Annotated in this window: 17 protein-coding genes; 11 read left to right on the top strand and 6 right to left on the bottom strand. The window is 69.0% G+C overall.

Annotated elements, in window-relative coordinates:
• The first annotated feature begins 70 nt into the window (after positions 1 to 70).
• Positions 71 to 1,009 carry an antibiotic biosynthesis monooxygenase gene (locus HBB12_RS27980; protein ID WP_236992358.1) on the top strand — a complete coding sequence of 313 codons (939 nt, stop codon included), beginning with the start codon at positions 71 to 73 and terminating at the stop codon, positions 1,007 to 1,009.
• 32 nt (positions 1,010 to 1,041) lie between these two features.
• Positions 1,042 to 1,524, top strand: coding sequence for a nucleoside deaminase (locus tag HBB12_RS27975; protein ID WP_236992357.1), 483 nt, complete (start codon positions 1,042 to 1,044; stop codon positions 1,522 to 1,524).
• 137 nt (positions 1,525 to 1,661) lie between these two features.
• Here the strand turns inward: HBB12_RS27975 and HBB12_RS27970 are convergent, their stop codons facing one another.
• Entirely contained in the window at positions 1,662 to 2,318 is a 657-nt protein-coding gene (locus HBB12_RS27970) for an alpha/beta hydrolase (protein ID WP_236992356.1), read from the bottom strand.
• Between the two features lie 255 nt (positions 2,319 to 2,573).
• Here HBB12_RS27970 and HBB12_RS27965 point away from each other — a divergent pair, with 255 nt between their 5' ends.
• The 6 genes from HBB12_RS27965 to HBB12_RS27940 all read left to right on the top strand — a co-directional run bounded on the left by HBB12_RS27965 (position 2,574) and on the right by HBB12_RS27940 (position 9,170).
• Positions 2,574 to 3,749 (top strand): cysteine desulfurase family protein, encoded by a 1,176-nt coding sequence (locus HBB12_RS27965; RefSeq protein ID WP_236992355.1) that lies wholly within the window; start codon positions 2,574 to 2,576, stop codon positions 3,747 to 3,749.
• 69 nt (positions 3,750 to 3,818) lie between these two features.
• Positions 3,819 to 5,288 carry a Fe-S cluster assembly protein SufB gene (sufB, locus tag HBB12_RS27960; protein ID WP_203154856.1) on the top strand — a complete coding sequence of 490 codons (1,470 nt, stop codon included), beginning with the start codon at positions 3,819 to 3,821 and terminating at the stop codon, positions 5,286 to 5,288.
• A gap of 106 nt (positions 5,289 to 5,394) precedes the next feature.
• Positions 5,395 to 6,147, top strand: coding sequence for a Fe-S cluster assembly ATPase SufC (gene sufC, locus HBB12_RS27955; RefSeq protein ID WP_236992354.1), 753 nt, complete (start codon positions 5,395 to 5,397; stop codon positions 6,145 to 6,147).
• A gap of 2 nt (positions 6,148 to 6,149) precedes the next feature.
• Complete coding sequence (locus HBB12_RS27950) at positions 6,150 to 7,469, top strand: SufB/SufD family protein (protein WP_236992353.1); 1,320 nt, start codon at positions 6,150 to 6,152, stop codon at positions 7,467 to 7,469.
• Between the two features lie 59 nt (positions 7,470 to 7,528).
• Positions 7,529 to 8,773: a cysteine desulfurase gene (locus HBB12_RS27945; RefSeq protein ID WP_236992352.1), complete on the top strand. Its 1,245-nt coding sequence runs from the start codon at positions 7,529 to 7,531 to the stop codon at positions 8,771 to 8,773.
• Positions 8,774 to 8,780: 7 nt separating this feature from the next.
• A complete protein-coding gene (locus HBB12_RS27940; protein WP_442919329.1) occupies positions 8,781 to 9,170 on the top strand; it encodes an SUF system Fe-S cluster assembly protein in 390 nt (129 codons plus the stop codon).
• 6 nt (positions 9,171 to 9,176) lie between these two features.
• On the opposite strand, the gene HBB12_RS27935 is transcribed toward HBB12_RS27940, so the two are convergent.
• A complete protein-coding gene (locus HBB12_RS27935) occupies positions 9,177 to 9,782 on the bottom strand; it encodes a Uma2 family endonuclease (protein WP_236992351.1) in 606 nt (201 codons plus the stop codon).
• Positions 9,783 to 9,905: 123 nt separating this feature from the next.
• On the opposite strand from HBB12_RS27935, the gene sufA reads away from it, so the two are divergent.
• The gene (gene sufA, locus HBB12_RS27930) at positions 9,906 to 10,286 is read left to right on the top strand and encodes a Fe-S cluster assembly scaffold SufA (RefSeq protein ID WP_236992350.1); all 381 of its coding nucleotides are present in this window, start codon (positions 9,906 to 9,908) and stop codon (positions 10,284 to 10,286) included.
• 94 nt (positions 10,287 to 10,380) lie between these two features.
• Here sufA and HBB12_RS27925 read toward each other — a convergent pair whose 3' ends face one another.
• From HBB12_RS27925 to HBB12_RS27915, 3 genes are all read right to left on the bottom strand, one after another.
• Complete coding sequence (locus HBB12_RS27925; RefSeq protein ID WP_236992349.1) at positions 10,381 to 11,445, bottom strand: GGDEF domain-containing protein; 1,065 nt, start codon at positions 11,443 to 11,445, stop codon at positions 10,381 to 10,383.
• Between the two features lie 123 nt (positions 11,446 to 11,568).
• Positions 11,569 to 13,161 carry a DEAD/DEAH box helicase gene (locus HBB12_RS27920; protein WP_236992348.1) on the bottom strand — a complete coding sequence of 531 codons (1,593 nt, stop codon included), beginning with the start codon at positions 13,159 to 13,161 and terminating at the stop codon, positions 11,569 to 11,571.
• 296 nt (positions 13,162 to 13,457) lie between these two features.
• Positions 13,458 to 13,724 (bottom strand): hypothetical protein, encoded by a 267-nt coding sequence (locus HBB12_RS27915; RefSeq protein ID WP_236992347.1) that lies wholly within the window; start codon positions 13,722 to 13,724, stop codon positions 13,458 to 13,460.
• Between the two features lie 221 nt (positions 13,725 to 13,945).
• On the opposite strand from HBB12_RS27915, the gene HBB12_RS27910 reads away from it, so the two are divergent.
• Complete coding sequence (locus tag HBB12_RS27910; protein WP_236992346.1) at positions 13,946 to 14,809, top strand: outer membrane protein; 864 nt, start codon at positions 13,946 to 13,948, stop codon at positions 14,807 to 14,809.
• 183 nt (positions 14,810 to 14,992) lie between these two features.
• On the opposite strand, the gene parE is transcribed toward HBB12_RS27910, so the two are convergent.
• Entirely contained in the window at positions 14,993 to 17,077 is a 2,085-nt protein-coding gene (gene parE, locus HBB12_RS27905) for a DNA topoisomerase IV subunit B (RefSeq protein WP_236992345.1), read from the bottom strand.
• 304 nt (positions 17,078 to 17,381) lie between these two features.
• Between parE and HBB12_RS27900 the strand changes: the two genes are divergently transcribed.
• Positions 17,382 to 17,570 carry a hypothetical protein gene (locus HBB12_RS27900; protein WP_236992344.1) on the top strand — a complete coding sequence of 63 codons (189 nt, stop codon included), beginning with the start codon at positions 17,382 to 17,384 and terminating at the stop codon, positions 17,568 to 17,570.
• Positions 17,571 to 17,618 lie beyond the last annotated feature (48 nt).

Raw genomic sequence — 17,618 nt, 5'->3', positions numbered from 1 at the left:
TCGGCGTTAGGGCACCGGTAACAGGCCGCTGCGCATTGTCCCGCCGCTTCCCGTCGGTCGCGATCTCCCGATGATCTTACCCAGCCACGCCGGCGTGACGGCGATCGTGACGCGGATCTCTCTCCGCTCCGGCGCCGAAGACGACTTTTCGCGATGGCAGGCCGCCCTGACCCGGGCGGCCTGCGAGGCGCCGGGCTTCGTCAGCCTGGAGATCGTTCCGGTCGCACCCCAGGCGCCGGACTGGCACGTGGTCCAGCGCTTTCGCGATTCGGCGGCGCTTGGCGCCTGGCGCGACGGCCCGGCCCGGGCGGAGTACCTGGCGGCCCTGGCGCCGCTCCTCGATCCCGATCATCCCGCCGACGACGAGGCGGCTCCCGACGTCCACGACCTCGCCTGCGTGACCGAGGTGGTCGCCACCCGGGTCGAACCCGGGCGCGAGCCCGCGTTCCGCGCCTGGGCCGAGGCGGCGCAGGCCGCGCAGGCGCGGTTCCCCGGCTATGCCGGCACCCTCGTCCAGGCGCCGCTGCCGCCGCAAATCCCCTACTGGACGGCGCTGGTGCGCTTCGCCACGCCGGCCGAGCTCGATGCCTGGCTCGCCTCGCCCGAGCGCCGGGCGCTGCTCCGCCAGGCCGATCCGGCGGTCGCGACCTGGACCAGCCGACGCCTTGCCGCGCCCTTCGCCGGCTGGTTCCCGGAGGAGGGCGGCGCGACCCCGCCGGCCTGGAAGCAGACGGCCCTGGTGCTGCTCGTGCTGTTTCCGGTGGTGATGCTGGAGATCCGCTTCCTCAGCCCGCTCACCGCCGGGCTGCCGGTGGCGGTCGCGACCTTCATCGGCAACGCGATCAGCGTGGCCCTGGTCTCCTGGCTGCTGATGGGGCTCGCCACCGCCGCCCTCGGCTGGTGGCTGACCCCGGCGCCGCAAGCGCGACGGCGGATTGAGTTTCTCGGCGCCTGCGTCATGCTGGGGCTGTACGCGGCCGAGATCGCCCTGTTCACCTTCCTGCCGTAGCGCTCCCGCCCGAAAGGCGAAAGGACTTCACGATGACGGACGACCACAGGACGTTCATGGCCCGTGCCATCGAATTGTCGGAGAAGACCTCGCTCGTCGAGAGCGCCGGCGGGGTGTTCGGCTGCGTGATCGTGCAGGACGGCCAAATCCTGGCCGAGGGTGCGAACCGCGTCGTCGCCGAGAACGACCCGACCTGGCACGGCGAGATGGAGGCGATCCGCAAGGCCTGCAAGGCGCAAGGCAGCTTCAAGCTCCGCGACGCCACGCTCTATACCAGCGCCGAACCGTGCCCGATGTGCATGGCGGCGGCCTACTGGGCCGGCATCAAGGAGATCTATTACGCCTCGACCAACGAGGATGCGCTGCGCTACGGCGACTTCGACGACAGCATGATCTACGGCGAGCTGAAGAAGCCGGTCGACGAGCGCTCGATCCCGACCCGCCAGATCATGCGGGTCGAGGCCGTCGAGGTCTGGAAGAAGTACCACGACAAGGCCGACCGCGTGCCGTACTGAGCCGGTCCGACCTGCTCCACGATCCTGACATCCTCTTCGTCGTCCCGGGTTCCCGGCTGCGCCGGGCCCGGGATGACGAAGAGTGTCGAAGCAGTATCATGGACTCCGAGGTTTCGGGCTCCGGGATGCCCTCTTCCTCACGCCGCCTCGTCGCGCTTGCCCAGCCGCTTGTCGAGGTAGGTGTCCACCGTCTGGGTCAGCTCGTCGACCTTGCCGTCGAAGAAGTGGTTGGCACCGTCGACGATCTGGTGCTCGATGATGACGCCCTTCTGGGTCTTCACCTTCTCGATCACCGGCATCACCTCGCGGGCCGGCGCGACCCGGTCCTCGGAGCCGTGCACGAACAGGCCCGAGGACGGGCAGGGGGCGAGGAAGCTGAAATCGTAGCGGTTGGCCATCGCGGCGATCGAGATGAAGCCCTCGATCTCCGGGCGGCGCATCAGGAGCTGCATGCCGATCCAGGAGCCGAACGAAACGCCGGCGATCCAGCAGGCCCGGGCCTCGGGGTTCATCGCCTGGACCCAGTCGAGGGCGGCGGCGGCATCCGACAACTCGCCGACGCCGTGGTCGAACGCGCCCTGGCTGCGGCCGACGCCGCGGAAATTGAAGCGCAGGGCCGCGAAACCGCGATTCGCGAACGTATAGAACAGGTTGTAGACGATCTGGTTGTTCATCGTGCCGCCGAATTGCGGGTGCGGATGCAGCACGATGGCGATCGGGGCGCCCTTCTGCTTCGGCGCCTGGTAGCGCCCCTCCAGCCGACCGGCGGGACCGGCGAAGATGACCTCGGGCATGAACGACCTCTTTCGAGCTTCAACGCTGCGTGAATGCGGCGCGGGAACGGCTGGGCACCCCGAGTCCGATGCTTGACTCGGGGTCGGTCTCCCATAAAAGCACCCTTAGAATGGTTCTAGCGAACTAGAATCATTCTAAAGAACCGGGTGCCGTCGTCCCCGGCCTCGCGCCGGCAAGCACGCACCATCTGATTACGTGTATCCGGGGCGGGCCTTAGCACGGCCCCCGGGGGGAAAGGCAAAGGAATTCAGCGCATGGAGCGCCCGCGCGCCTATCTCGACCACAACGCCACCTCGCCCCTGCGGCCCGAGGTGGCGGAGGCGGTCGTGCGCGCGCTCCACGACCTGCCCGGCAACCCGTCCTCGGTCCATCGCGAAGGGCGGGCGGCTCGTTCGGCGATCGAGGCGGCGCGGGCCAAGGTCGCTTCCCTCGCCGGGGTGAAGCCGTCGCAGGTGGTGTTCACCAGCGGCGGCACCGAATCCGCGAACGCGGTCCTGTCGGGCTCTTTATGCCGGCGCGGCGTGCCGGCGCCGACCCGGCTGCTGATCGGCGCGACCGAACATCCGTGCTGCCTGCAAGGCCACCGCTTCCCGGCGCACGAGACCGCGATCCTGCCGGTCGATGCCGACGGGGTCATCCGCCTCGACGTCCTGGAGGCGCGATTGGCGGCGTGTGCCGCGGAGGGCGTCACCGCTCTGGTCTCGGTCCAGGCCGCCAACAACGAAACCGGCGTGGTCCAGCCCCTGGCGAGGGTTGCGGCACTCGCATGCCAGCACGGCGCCCTGTTCCACAGCGATGCGGTCCAGACCGCTGGACGGATATCGATCGCGCGCAATATATTCGCTGCCGACGCCCTGACCCTGTCGGGGCACAAGCTCGGTGCGCCGAAGGGCGTTGGTGCGATCGTGCTCGGGGAGGGCGCGATCCTGGAGCCCGCCTTCCACCGCGGCGGCGGGCAGGAGGGGCGCCTGCGGGCCGGGACCGAGAACGTGCCGGGCATCGTCGGGTTCGGGATCGCCGCGGAACTGGCGCTGGCAGCCATGTCGGCCGAGGCGATCCGCCTCGCCTCCCTGCGCGACGCGATCGAGGCGGGCGTGCGGGCACGCGCGCCCGATGCCGTGGTGTTCGGGGCGGGGGCCGAGCGCCTGCCCAACACGCTTTGCTTCGCCCTGCCGGGGCTCAAGGCCGAGACGGCCCTGATCGCCCTCGACCTCGATGGGGTGGCGGTCTCGTCCGGGGCGGCCTGCGCCTCGGGCAAGGTGTCGCGCTCCGGCGTGCTCGCGGCGATGGGGGTCGATTCCGCCCTGTCCGCTGGGGCGCTGCGCGTGAGTTTGGGGTGGAACAGCCGGCAAGAGGACGGGGAAAGCTTCCTCGCGGCCTTCGATCGGCTGGTTTCGTCCCTATATAAGCGCCGGGAGCGGGCCGCGTGAGCGCGTGCCTCGCATCCGGCCGTGTCATCACCTCGCGGCCCTTGAAGCCGTAAGCGGTAGGAGACGGGTATGCCTGCAGTGCAGGAGACGGTCGATCGCGTCCGCGCCATCGATGTCGATCAGTACAAATACGGGTTCGAGACCACGATCGAGATGGAGAAGTCCGAGAAGGGCCTCTCCGAGGACGTGATCCGCTTCATCTCGGCCAAGAAGGACGAGCCGGAGTGGATGCTCGAATGGCGCCTCGACGCCTATCGCCGCTGGCTCACCATGAAGGAGCCGAACTGGGCGCGGGTCGAGTACGACAAGATCAACTACGACGAGCTGTACTATTACGCCGCGCCGAAGCGCAAGGCGGCGCAGTCGCTCGACGAGATCGATCCCGAGATCCTGAAGACCTACGAGAAGCTCGGCATCCCGCTGCGCGAGGTCGAGGTGCTGGAGGGCATCGCCCCCGAGCGCCGCGTCGCGGTCGATGCGGTGTTCGATTCGGTCTCGGTCGCCACCACCTTCAAGGCCGAGCTCGCCAAGGCCGGCGTCATCTTCATGCCGATCTCGGAGGCCGTGCGCGAGCACCCCGAGCTGGTGAAGAAGTACCTCGGCTCGGTTGTGCCGGTCACCGACAACTACTTCGCGACGCTCAACTCGGCGGTCTTCTCCGACGGCTCGTTCGTCTACATCCCGCCGGGCGTGCGCTGCCCGATGGAGCTGTCGACCTACTTCCGCATCAACGAGCGTGACACCGGCCAGTTCGAGCGCACGCTGATCATCGCCGACAAGGGCTCGTACGTCTCGTATCTCGAGGGCTGCACCGCCCCGAAGCGCGACGACAACCAGCTCCACGCCGCGGTGGTCGAGCTCGTGGCGCTGGACGACGCCGAGATCAAGTACTCGACGGTCCAGAACTGGTACCCGGGCGATGCGGAAGGCCGCGGCGGCATCTACAACTTCGTGACCAAGCGCGGCGATTGCCGCGGCGTGAACTCGAAGATCTCGTGGACGCAGGTCGAGACCGGCTCGGCGATCACCTGGAAGTACCCGTCCTGCATCCTGCGCGGCGACAATTCCCGCGGCGAGTTCTACTCGATCGCGGTGTCGAACGGCATGCAGCAGGTCGATTCCGGCACCAAGATGATCCATCTCGGCAAGAACACGACGAGCCGGATCATCTCGAAGGGCATCTCGGCCGGCCGGTCGCAGAACACCTACCGGGGCCTCGTCTCGGCGCACAAGAAGGCGAAGGGCGCGCGCAACTTCACCAATTGCGACTCGCTGCTGATCGGCGACCAGTGCGGCGCGCACACCGTGCCGTACATCGAGTCGAAGAACGCGTCCGCCGTGTTCGAGCACGAGGCCACCACCTCGAAGATCTCCGAGGACCAGAAGTTCTACTGCCTGCAGCGCGGCCTCTCCGAGGAGGAGGCGACCGCGCTCATCGTCAACGGTTTCGTCCGCGACGTGCTGCAGCAGCTGCCGATGGAATTCGCCGTCGAGGCCCAGAAGCTGATCTCGATCAGCCTGGAAGGCTCGGTGGGCTGATCGCTCCCAGGCTTCCGGCGACGAGCCGGAAGCCTCTTACGCCCCGAATTCATTGCAACGGATGCGGTGCCGCGCGGTCGGCCGCTCCCGTCAGGACTACCTTATCATGCTGGAAATCAAGAACCTGGTCGTCAACATCGAGGACAAGCGCATCCTCAACGGCCTGAGCCTGACCGTCAACGACGGCGAGGTCGCCGCCATCATGGGGCCGAACGGCTCCGGCAAGTCGACCCTGTCCTACGTCATCGCCGGCAAGGAGGATTACGAGGTCCTCGACGGCGAGATCCTGCTCGACGGCGAGAACATCCTGGAGATGGAAGCGGATGCCCGCGCGGCGGCCGGCATCTTCCTGGCCTTCCAGTACCCGCTGGAGATCCCGGGCGTCGGCACGATGACCTTCCTCAAGGCGGCGATGAACGCCCAGCGCAAGACCCGCGGCGAGGAGGAGCTGACCACCCCCGACTTCATGCGCCAGGTCTTCGCGGCTGCCGACAAGCTCGAGATCAACCGCGAGATGCTCAAGCGCGCCCTCAATGTCGGGTTCTCCGGCGGCGAGAAGAAGCGCATGGAGATCCTCCAGATGGCGCTCCTGTCGCCGCGCTTCTGCGTCCTCGACGAGACCGATTCCGGCCTCGACATCGATGCGCTCCGCATCGTCTCGGAGGGCGTGAATGCGCTGCGCGCCCAGAACCGCAGCTTCCTGGTGATCACCCACTACCAGCGGCTCCTCAACCACATCGTGCCCGACACCGTGCACGTGATGGCGCAGGGCCGGGTGGTGAAGTCCGGGGCTAAGGAGCTCGCCCTCGAGCTCGAGGCCTCGGGCTATGCCGAGTACCGGGCGAGCGAGGCCGCGTGACCATGGCCGACGTCACGACCCTCCGCACCGCCGCCGAGACCGGGCTGTCGAAGCTCTTCGAGGTCCAGCGGCTCAAGCTCCCCGGGGCGGCCATCGCCCGCGAGGAAGCGTTCCGCTATTTCGAGGCGGCGGGCCTGCCGCATCGCCGCGTCGAGGCCTTCAAGTACACCGACCTGCGCGCTGCTGTGCGCGAGGCCGCCCCGCCGGCCGAGGCGCCCGAGCCCGAGACTGCCCGCAATGCGGTCAAGGCGGCCCGGGGCTTTGCCGGGATCGAGGCCGCACGCCTGACCTTCGTCAACGGCCACCTGATCGCGGCGCTCTCCGACCTGTCCGGCCTGCCCGAGGGCCTGGAGGTGGTCACCTTCGCGAAGGCCATGGCCGAGGGTCATCCGCTCCTCGACCACCTCGCCCCGGTCGAGCAGACCCGCGAGAACCCGATCTACCAGCTCAACGCCGCCTTCATGGCGGACGGGGCGGTGATCAAGGTCGAGGCCGGCGCCAGGATCGAGCGCGCCCTGCACCTGCGCTTCATCGGCACCGGCGAGGCTCCGTTCTCGACCGCGACCCGCGTGCTGGTCGTGGCCGGGGATGAGTCCGAGGTGACGCTGCTCGAGAGCCACGAGGGCCCGGACGGGATCGCCTACCAGCCCAACGACGTCCTCGACGTCGTGGTCGGCGACCGCGCCCGCGTGCTGCACAGCCGGCTCAACATCGAGGGTGATGCCGCCATCGCGCTCTCGACCGTCTCGGCCCGCCTCGGCGCCGGCTCGCACATCGAGACCGTCAACGTGGTGACCGGCGCGGTGCTGTCGCGCCACCAGCTCTACCTGCACTTCGCCGGCGACGACGCGACCGCCACGGTCAACGGCGCCGCGATGATCCGCGACGGCCAGCTCGCCGACTCGACGCTGCTCGCCGATCACGCGGCGGTCGGCGGCATCAGCCGCGAGCAGTTCAAGACAGTCATCGACGGCGACGCCACCGGCGTGTTCCAGGGCAAGATCATCGTCCGGCAGATCGCCCAGAAGACCGACGGCAAGATGAAGTCGGACTGCCTCCTCCTCACCGACGAGGGGCAGATGATGAACAAGCCGGAGCTGGAGATCTTCGCCGACGACGTGGCCTGCGGCCACGGCGCCACCTGCGGCGCGCCGGACGAGGACCTGCTGTTCTACCTGATGGCCCGCGGCCTGCCGCGGCCCCAGGCCGAGAGCCTGCTGGTCCAGGCCTTCCTCGGCGAGGCGATCGAGGCGGTGACCCACGAGGGGGCCCGCGACGCAATGATCGCCGAGACCGAAGCCTGGCTCGCCCGCCGCGGCTAAGAAACGATCGGGCCGGCCCAAGGGCCGGCCCCTCTCACGCCCCTGCACGAGAGCCCGAGATGAACGCACCCGTCCTCCAGACCCCCTACGACGTCGAGGCGATCCGGGCGCAATTCCCGATCCTGTCGCAGCAGGTCTACGGCAAGCCGCTGGTCTATCTCGACAACGCCGCCTCGGCGCAGAAGCCGCGGGCGGTGATCGACGCCATGTCGGGCGCGATGGAGACGGCCTATGCCAACGTGCATCGCGGCCTGCACTTCATGGCGAATGCGGCGACGGACGGCTTCGAGGGCGCGCGCGAGACGACGCGCCAGTTCCTCAACGCCCGCTCCACCGACGAGATCATCTTCACCCGCAACGCCACCGAGGCCTACAATCTCGTCGCGACCTGCATGGGCTGGGCCGGGCTGATCGGCGAGGGTGACGAGATCATCCTGTCGATCATGGAGCACCATTCCAACATCGTGCCCTGGCACTTCCTGCGCGAGCGCCGCGGCGCCGTGCTGAAATTCGCCCCCGTCGACGACGAGGGCAACTTCCTGGTCGAGGAGTTCGAGAAGCTCTTCTCGCCCCGCACCAAGATGGTGGCGATCACCCAGATGTCGAACGTCCTCGGCACGGTGACGCCGGCGGAAGAGATCGTCCGCATCGCGCATGCCCACGGCGTGCCGGTGCTGCTCGACGGGGCGCAGAGCGCCGTCCACCAGGCGATCGACGTCCAGGCCCTCGATTGCGACTTCTTCGTCTTCACCGGCCACAAGGTCTACGGGCCGACCGGCATCGGCGTGCTCTACGGCAAGAAGGAGTGGCTGGAGCGTCTGCCCCCCTACCAGGGCGGCGGCGAGATGATCGAGATCGTCGAGGAGGAGCGCATCACCTACAACGCGCCCCCGCACCGCTTCGAGGCGGGCACCCCGGCGATCATCGAGGCGATCGGGCTCGGCGCGGCGCTCGAATTCATGATGTCGCTCGGCCGCGAGCGCATCGCCGCCCACGAGGCGCATCTGCTGGCCTACGCGCAGGACGCCCTGCGCGGGATGAACAGCCTGCGGATCATCGGCACGGCGAAGCACAAGGGCGCGGTGATCTCCTTTGAGATGAAGGGTGCGCACGCCCACGACGTCGCCACGGTGATCGACCGCCAGGGCGTTGCGGTGCGGGCCGGCACCCACTGCGCCATGCCGCTGCTCAAGCGCTTCGGCACCACTTCCACCTGTCGCGCCTCGTTCGGCCTGTATAATACGACGGCGGAGATCGACGCCCTCGTCTCGGCCCTGACCCGGGCCGAACGGATGTTCGCGTGAGGACCCCATGACCGATACCCCCGCCGCGAGCGGCGCGAATACCCCGTCGCTGAACGCCCAGGTGAACGCCTCCGCGATCCCGCCGGAGGAGATGGACCGTCTGACCGACGGCATCGTGGCGGCGCTCAAATCCGTCTACGATCCGGAGATTCCGGCCGACATCTACGAGCTCGGCTTGATCTACCGGGTCGACATCGCCGACGACCGCAATGTCGCCATCGACATGACGCTGACGGCGCCGGGCTGTCCCGTCGCCGGCGAGATGCCGGGCTGGGTCGAGAACGCCGTCTCGGCGGTGCCGGGCGTCGCCGGGTGCAACGTGACGATGGTGTTCGACCCGCCGTGGGACCAGAGCCGGATGTCCGACGAGGCCCGCATCGCGCTCGACATGTGGTGAGCGGGTTCAGCGCATCGCGTCGGTGATGCGGGGCGGGAAGGCGAGGCCGTCATAGACCTCGGCCAGCGCCAGGCTCGCGCCGATCTCCGGCAGGGCGATGACGGCATCGAGGCCTTCGAACAGCACCGGTTGCCAGCCCTCCCCCTCGCGGCGGTAGAGCAGGGCGACCGGCGCCACGGTCTCGAGGAGCAGGATGGACCGGAGCGTCGGATGGCGCTTGTACTCCTCCAGTTTCACCGTCCGGTCGACAGTGGTCGTGGACGGAGAGGCGACCTCGACGACGAGGCGTGGCTCGCGGGATTCGTGGGTGTCGTAGACCAGTTCGCCACACTCGACCGTGACGTCGGGCCGCCGGATCGTGGTGATACTGGTTCGCAGCGAGACATCGTCGGTCGTCGGGCGGCAGCGGGAGCCACGCAGCTTATTGCCCAAGGCGATGATGACGTTCACCGTCACCCGGTCATGCTGGACGCTCGCCCCGGTCATCATCCGGTGCTTCGGGACCGGAACGCCATCGACGAGTTCAAACGGCTCGTCCTGGTCCTCCTGCCAGCGAAAGAATTCCTCCGGCGTCATCCGCCGCCGCGCCGCATCCGCCATCGCCGCCTCCATGACGGCTCATCCTAGCACATCCCTCCGGTGGACCATCGGCAACGGGATGCTTATCTTCCGAGACGTAACCTCGCGCCTCAACCGCCCGGGCCTTGAACCCGGCCGTCGGAGAGAGTTTTGAACATGGCACCGAGCTTCAAGGTGATGTCGCTGACCGAGGCCGCCGCCGAGCGGATCAAGGGCATCATGGCCGACGCTGAGCGCCCGATCGCGGGCCTGCGCGTCGGCGTCAAGAACGGCGGCTGCGCCGGGATGAGCTACACGATGGAATACGCCGAGGAGCGGAAACCCGGCGAGGACATGATCGAGGACAAGGGCGTCCGCGTCTTCATCGATCCGAAGGCGGTGCTGTTCCTGCTCGGGACTCAGATGGATTTCCAGACCACGAAGCTGTCGTCGCAGTTCGTGTTCAACAATCCGAACCAGACCTCGGCCTGCGGCTGCGGTGAATCCGTCGCGATCACGCCCGCCGATCCGAACGCCCTGACGGCCGCCCACGCCTGAGAGCACGCCCGCCCCCCCCGGGGCGGCGCACCCAGTGCCGCTCAAGGGGGAGGGGGCAGGCCGAGAAATCGCTCCGAAGGCTTCGGGCTGGGGGTCAGGCGACGTCGTCCATCGTCTCGGGCGACACGCTGTCGTCGATCACCTGGTTGCGGCCCGCCCGCTTGGCGGTGAACATGCAGTGGTCGGCGCGCTCCAGGAGCGACACCGCGGTGTCGCCGCGGCGGTAGGAGGCGAGGCCGACCGAGATGGTGATCCGCCCCAGGCTCTCGCCGGTTGAGCGCTTGACCAGTTCGCGGCCCATCACGCTGGTGCGGACCTTCTCGGCCACCGCCCGTGCCTCCTCCCGGTCGCTGCCCGGCAGGATGATGCCGAATTCCTCGCCCCCGAACCGCGCGATGGTGGTGCGCGGCTCGACGCTCTCGCGCATGGTCATCGCCACCAGCCGCAGCACCTGGTCGCCGGTGAGGTGGCCGTAGAGGTCGTTGAAGCGCTTGAAGTGGTCGATGTCGAGCACGACGAGGCAGACCGGCTGGCCCTGCACCGCGGCGTGGTCGACGGCCTTGTGCAGCATCTCCTCGAAATGCTTGCGGTTGCCGATGCCGGTGAGCGGGTCGGTCAGCGACTCGACGCGCACCGCCTCCAGGGTCTCGCGCAGGGTCTCGATCTCGTTGCGGCTCTCTCGCATCCGCGCCTCGAGGGTGCGGTTGTTGGCGGCCACGTCCCGGGTGGTGACGACGAGGGAGGACACGATCTCCCGTACCCGGGCACGGTTCACCGCCGGTGCGGCGAGATCCTGGGTGAAGGCCTGCAGCGATGCGCCGTAGCGCGCGGTGGAGCCCAGGGCGGCGTCGAGCATCTCCATGATCTGCTCGATCTCGGCCAGCACCCCGGTGCTCGCCCGCTCGGTCTCGATCGAGAGCTTGCGGCCGTCGAGATAGGTCTCGAAGAGCTGGTCGATATGGGCGTCGGCCAGGGTGCCGTGCTCGGCGGTGAGCCGCTTCACCGCCTCGATGAGCTGGGAGTTCAGGCCGGCGACGTAGGTGTACCAGACCGCATAGCTGCGCGGTGTCGCCGATGAGCGGTACGCCTTCATCAGCTCCATGGCCCGCTGACCGAACAAGAAGCTCCGATCGAGGTCGGCGCTGCTCAGGTCAGACATCGAACGTCTCCGCGCTGGACGACGGCTTCGTGCCGGCGCCTCTCCATGACCTCTACGGGCTGTCGGTGGAGAAGCAGTTAAGGCGCGGAGAAATTATGGCCTTACAAGCGAGAAAACCGGGGTCTACTCGCCCTCTGTCCGCTTCTTCAGTACAACCGGCCGTAGCAGGAAGGCAGGGACGTGAGCGCCCATGCCGATCTCAGCCTCCGGCATCGCGTCGTCGTCGCGGTGGCGGCCACGGTCGTTGCGCCGGCCGGCGGGACGCTCGTCCGCGTGACGGCGCTCGTCCGGCACGCGGCGCTCCGGCGTCGTCGGCCGCGGTGCCTGGCCGTTGCGGCGCGGAGCCGCGGGTGCCCCGGCCTCCTCGTGCCGGCGACCCTCTTGCTGGGTGCCCTCTTGCTGGGTGCCCTCTTGGCGGTTGCCGCGGGAACGGCGCCGGCGTGTCTCGTCCCGGCGCCCGCCCTCGTCGCTGCGGGATTCCGGCCGGCCGGATCCGTCGCGCCGGCCCTCGGCCCGTCCCTCGTCGCGGCGGCCGCGACCGCCCCGGCCGCGGCGCTCCGGCTCGGCGGCCTCGTCGTCGGGCAGGCTGGCGAGGTCGCCCTCCGCCCAGGGGATCGGCTGGCCGATCAGCGTCTCGATCGCCGCGACCGACTTCTCGTCGCCGCGGCCCACCAGGGTGAAGGCGGCGCCGGAGCGGCCGGCCCGGCCGGTGCGGCCGATCCGGTGCACGTAATCCTCGGCGTGGTGCGGCACGTCGAAGTTGAAGACGTGGCTCACCGCCGGGATGTCGAGGCCGCGGGCGGCCACGTCGCTGGCGACGAGCAGCGGCACCTCGCCCGAGCGGAACGCGTCGAGCGCCGCCATGCGGGCGCGCTGGTCCATGTCGCCGTGCAGGGCCGCGACGTTGAAGCCGTGGTTCGACAGCGACTTCTGCAGTTGCGCAACGTCGCGCTTGCGGTTGCAGAAGATGATGCCGTTATTGAGCTCGTCCGCCGCGCGGATCAGCTTGCGCAAGGTCTTGCGCTTCAGGTGCCCTTCCGCTCCCGTCGCGACCAGCCGCTGGGTGATGGTGGTGGCGGTCGAGGCCGGGCGCGCCACTTCGATGCGGACGGGATTGTGCAGGAAGTCGTCGGCGAGGCGCTGGATCTCCGGCGGCATCGTCGCGGAGAAGAACAAGGTCTGGCGCGTGAACGGCACCATCTTCACGATGCGCTCGATGTCGGGGATGAACCCCATGTCGAGCATCCGGTCGGCCTCGTCGATCACCAGGAGCTCGACGCCGGTGAGCAGCAGCTTGCCGCGCTCGAAATGATCGAGGAGCCGTCCGGGGGTCGCGATCAGCACGTCGACGCCGCGGGTGATCTTGAGGTCCTGGTCGGCGAACGAGACGCCGCCGATCAGGAGCGCGACGTTGAGCTTGTGGTTGGTGCCGTAGCGCTCGAAATTCTCGACCACCTGCGCGGCGAGCTCGCGCGTCGGCTCGAGGACCAGCGTGCGCGGCATCCGCGCCCGGGCCCGGCCCTGCTCGAGCATGGTGAGCATCGGCAGCGTGAACGCCGCCGTCTTGCCGGTGCCGGTCTGGGCGACGCCCAGGACGTCGCGCCGCGCGAGGACGTGCGGAATGGCTTGGGCTTGGATCGGGGTCGGCGTGGTGTAGCCCGCAGCCTCGACGGCCTGCTGGACCTTCTCGCTTAAACCCAGTTCGGCGAATGACATCCTGAAGAGAACCGTTGCGCGCGGGCGGATCGGGCCGGCGCGGAAGACACCGTCGCGGCAACGGCCGGGATGCAAAGTCGTTTCGCAGCCAGTCCCGCGCCGGAGACGCCGAGGCGGGACGTTCACGCCATTGCTCTGTCGCGCCTGCACGCGACCGCCCGCAGGACACGCCCGATGCGAGGACGTTTGTCAAGGGCTGACCGGGATTTGTTCGGTGGGCCGGGCCGCTGCCGATGCCGTGTCCCGACGCCGTTCGGGCATCCCACGGGCGCCGGGACCCGACGAGAGCGCAAGCGTCACGGGCGCGCGGGCACGCTGCACGGGTCGAGCCGTGTCCGCTCCGCTTGGCCGGCGATCGATTGGCCGGCGATCGACCCGGTGGTCTCGGGCTCGACGAGGCCGCGCAACGACGCGACCGCCTGCCCGCCGGAGCCGGACGGCGTGCCGCTGCGCGATGCGAGGAAGTGAGTCGCCGCCAGCGAGCCCGCCACGGCGAACAGGGCGATCCGCCAGGTGCGGCGGAGCAGGGAAGGCGGCGCGGTCTCGCGCCCGAACGCGTCCATTGCGATTCCTCAGGGGAAGTCCACGGGGAAACCCTGGAGCATCATGGTTAATGCTAAGTGACCGTACTCGCTCGATTTTTTGGATCGGCGCTCGCTCCCGATTCACGGTTCGTTGACGGGTGGGCGGGTAAACCCTGTCCTCGTTGCAGGAATGCGACAGACCGGGTGACCGACCGGGGATAGAAGCGCGCCGGCTCTCGCCAATCAGGACCAGTAAGACAATGAAGAAGATCCTCCTCGCCTCCGTGGCCCTCGTCGGCCTGTCCGCGGCTGCTTCGGCCGCCGACCTGCCGCGCCGCGCGGCCCCGCCGCCGGTCTTCACGCCGGTGCCGGTGTTCACCTGGACGGGCTTCTACGCCGGTTTCAACGCCGGTTACGGCTTCGGCACCAATGACAACCGCGGCTCCACCGTCGTCGGCGTCGGCCCGGCCACCGGCCTCGTAGCCACCCCGACCGTGATCGCCTTCCCGGGCCAGCGCTCGACCGACGGCTTCGTCGGCGGCGGCCAGGTCGGCTACAACTACCAGTTCACCCCGGGCTCGGGCATCGTGGTCGGCGTCGAGGCCGACGCCCAGTACGTCGATTTCGGCCGTGACCGGAACCGCTTCGCCGCCACCGGCCCGATCGCCGCCCAGCAGGTGTTCAACCCGAACGGCGTCGCCGGCCTCGACTACTTCGGCACCGTCCGTGGCCGCCTCGGCTACGCCTGGGACCGCACCCTCGTGTACGCCACCGGCGGTTTCGCCTACGGTTCGGGCGGCGGCCGCGACTTCGGTCTGCCGAACAGCTCGCGTGACGAGTTCCAGACCGGCTGGGTCGTCGGCGGCGGCGTCGAGTACGCCATCCCGACCGACTCGTTCCTGAACTTCTTCCGTTCGTCGGCCGTGACCCTCAAGGTCGAAGGCCTGTACGTGAACCTGGATCAGGGCAACCGCAACAACGGCGCCTTCGCCGTGAACAACGCCGGCAACGTGGTCGGCCTCGGCTCGCCGGGCGTGGTCGTCGTGAACGCCGGCCCGGTCCGTCGCGAGACCGAGTTCGCGGTCGTCCGCGCCGGCCTGAACTACAAGTTCAACGGCTTCTAGTCGTCGCTTTCCGTCAGGTCGACGGAGCGGAGCCCGGCCTCATGGCCGGGCTTTTCGCGTTCTGGCGGCGTCGCATCGGCAGTGCCGGCTGTCCCAGGCAAAAACGGCCCGGTCGCGTGAGCGGCCGGGCCGTTTTCGCGGCGTGGTCCGGGGGAGGGCGGTGCCGTCCCCCGGGGGCCCGTTTCAGATGTCGAGCTCGATCTCGTCGGCGAAGACAGCCCGCTCGGAGATGAAGGCGAAGCGGGCCTCGGGCTTGTTGCCCATCAGCCGCTCGACCGTGTCGCCGGTCGCGACCTTCGCCTCTTCCACCACCTCGACCCGCAGGAGCGTGCGCTTCTTCGGATCCATCGTGGTCTCCTTGAGCTGGCCGGGCATCATCTCGCCGAGGCCCTTGAAGCGCCCGATCTCGACCTTGCCCGACTTGAAGGTGGTCTTGAGCAGCTGCTCTTTGTGCCGGTCGTCCCGGGCATAGGCGCTCTTGGCCCCTTGCGTCAGCCGGTAGAGGGGCGGGACGGCGAGGTAGAGGTGCCCCTGCTCGATCAGCTCCGGCATCTGCCGGTAGAAGAAGGTGATGAGCAGCGAGGCGATGTGGGCGCCGTCGACGTCGGCATCGGTCATGATGATGACCTTCTCGTAGCGAAGGTCGTCGTGCCGGTACTGCTTGCCGATGCCGCAGCCCAGCGCCAGGATCAGGTCGGAGAGGAGCTGGTTCGCCCCGAGCTTGTCCCGGCTCGCCGAGGCGACGTTGAGGATCTTGCCGCGCAAGGGCAGGATCGCCTGGGTGGCGCGGTCGCGCGCCTGCTTGGCCGAGCCGCCGGCCGAATCGCCCTCGACGATGAAGATCTCGGAGCCCGCGGCCCCGGCCTTCGAGCAATCGGCGAGCTTGCCGGGCAGGCGAAGCTTGCGGGTCGCGGTCTTGCGGGCGACCTCCTTCTCCTGGCGCCGGCGCAGGCGCTCCTCGGCCCGGTCGATCACCCAGTCGAGGAGCTTGTTGGCCTGGGCCGGGGAAGCGGCGAGCCAGTGGTCGAAGGCGTCGCGGATCGCCGCCTCGACGATGCGGGAGGCCTCCAGCGTCGCGAGCTTGTCCTTGGTCTGGCCCTGGAACTCCGGCTCGCGGATGAAGACCGACAGCATCGCCGCGCAGGTCAGCATCACGTCGTCGGCGGTGACCGAGGCCATCCGCTTGACCTGGCCGACCCGCTCGGCGTGGTCGCGCAAGCCCCGCAGCAGGGCCACCCGCATCCCGCTCTCGTGGGTGCCGCCCTCCGGCGTCGGGATGGTGTTGCAGTAGGAGGACGAGAAGCCGTCGTCGTTCGACAGCCACGCCATCGCCCATTCGAGCGAGCCGTGGCTGCCCGGCTTGGTGATCTTGCCGGCAAAGACCCCGTCGGCGACCAGCTCCTTGCCGTCGATCTCGCGGGCGAGATAGTCCTTGAGACCGGCCGGGAAGCGGTGCACGGCCTCCGCCGGGACGTTCTCGACGCCCTCCAGCAGGGCGGGCGCGCAGCGCCAGCGGATCTCGACGCCGCCGAACAGGTAGGCCTTCGAGCGCGCCATCTTGAACAGGCGGCGCGGATCGAACCTGTGCTCGCCGAAGATCTCGGCATCGGGATGGAAGCGCACCTTCGTGCCGCGCCGGTTCTGCACCCGCCCGATCGTCTCGATCGGCCCCTGCGCGTGGCCGCGGGAGAAGGTCTGGCGGTAGAGGGTCTGGTTGCGGGCGACCTCGACCTCGAGCACGTCCGAGAGGGCGTTCACCACCGAGATGCCGACGCCGTGCAGGCCGCCGGAGGTCTCGTAGACCTTCGAATCGAACTTACCCCCGGCATGCAGCGTGGTCATAATGACCTCGAGCGCCGACTTGCCGGGGAATTTCGGATGCGGGTCGATCGGGATGCCGCGGCCGTTATCGGTCACGACGAGGCAGCCGCTCTCCTCCAGTTCGACCTCGATGAAGCTGGCATGGCCCGCCACCGCCTCGTCCATCGAGTTGTCGATCACCTCGGCGAAGAGGTGGTGGAGCGCCTTCTCGTCGGTGCCGCCGATATACATGCCGGGCCGGCGCCGCACCGGCTCCAGCCCCTCCAGCACCTCGATCGCCGAGGCGTCGTAGCCGGCCTCCGCCGCGTCCACGGGCGCGGACACGGCGACGGGCTTCGGGCGCTTCACCGCCTCCGCCTTCAGCGGATCCGCCGGCGGCTTCGGCTCTGGCGGCGTCCCGGGCGGCTTGCCGCCCGCGCCGAACAGGTCTCGTGCGGCCTCGCTCACGCGACGGCCTCGCGGTGGGGGAAGGGCTCTGGCAGCATTCGAGGTCATCCTTTCCCTATACCGGAACAAACGCGGAACAAAAAGGGCCTTTGAGCAGCGTCGGGGTGTGACGAACGGGCATGGTCGGGCGGCGCGGAATCGCCGCGCAGCAGAACCCGTACCAGAGTCACCGAGACGTAAACAAATTCCCTTAAAGCTCGGTGACGCGCGCGATACCCCGCGGAACCTCGGCCGTCACCGCCCGTTGACCGGACGGCCGCCCCCGACGCCGGACGGGATCGCGCGCCGCAGGAGCGTTCCGACGATGAAAGCCGTCAACCGCCACGCCCGTCATCTCTCCCTCGCCCGCGCCGAGCAGGCCGCCGGCCAGGCCTTCGGCTTCGCCGAGGAGGGCGTCGCCGCGGCGGCGGCCGGGATCGGGCGTATGGCGATGACGGCGACCGGCGCAGCCGTCGCGGTGGCCTTCGCGGCGACCCTCGCCTGGGCGTTCTGAGGCGTCTTAACGCTACGAGGCGATCCCGCGCGGCCGTTCCCGGCTGGT

It is taken from the genome of Methylobacterium sp. SyP6R (assembly GCF_019216885.1).
GTDB lineage: Bacteria > Pseudomonadota > Alphaproteobacteria > Rhizobiales > Beijerinckiaceae > Methylobacterium.
Note: the sequence above shows the minus strand (reverse complement) of the source record. Positions and strands in the feature narration are given on the sequence as shown.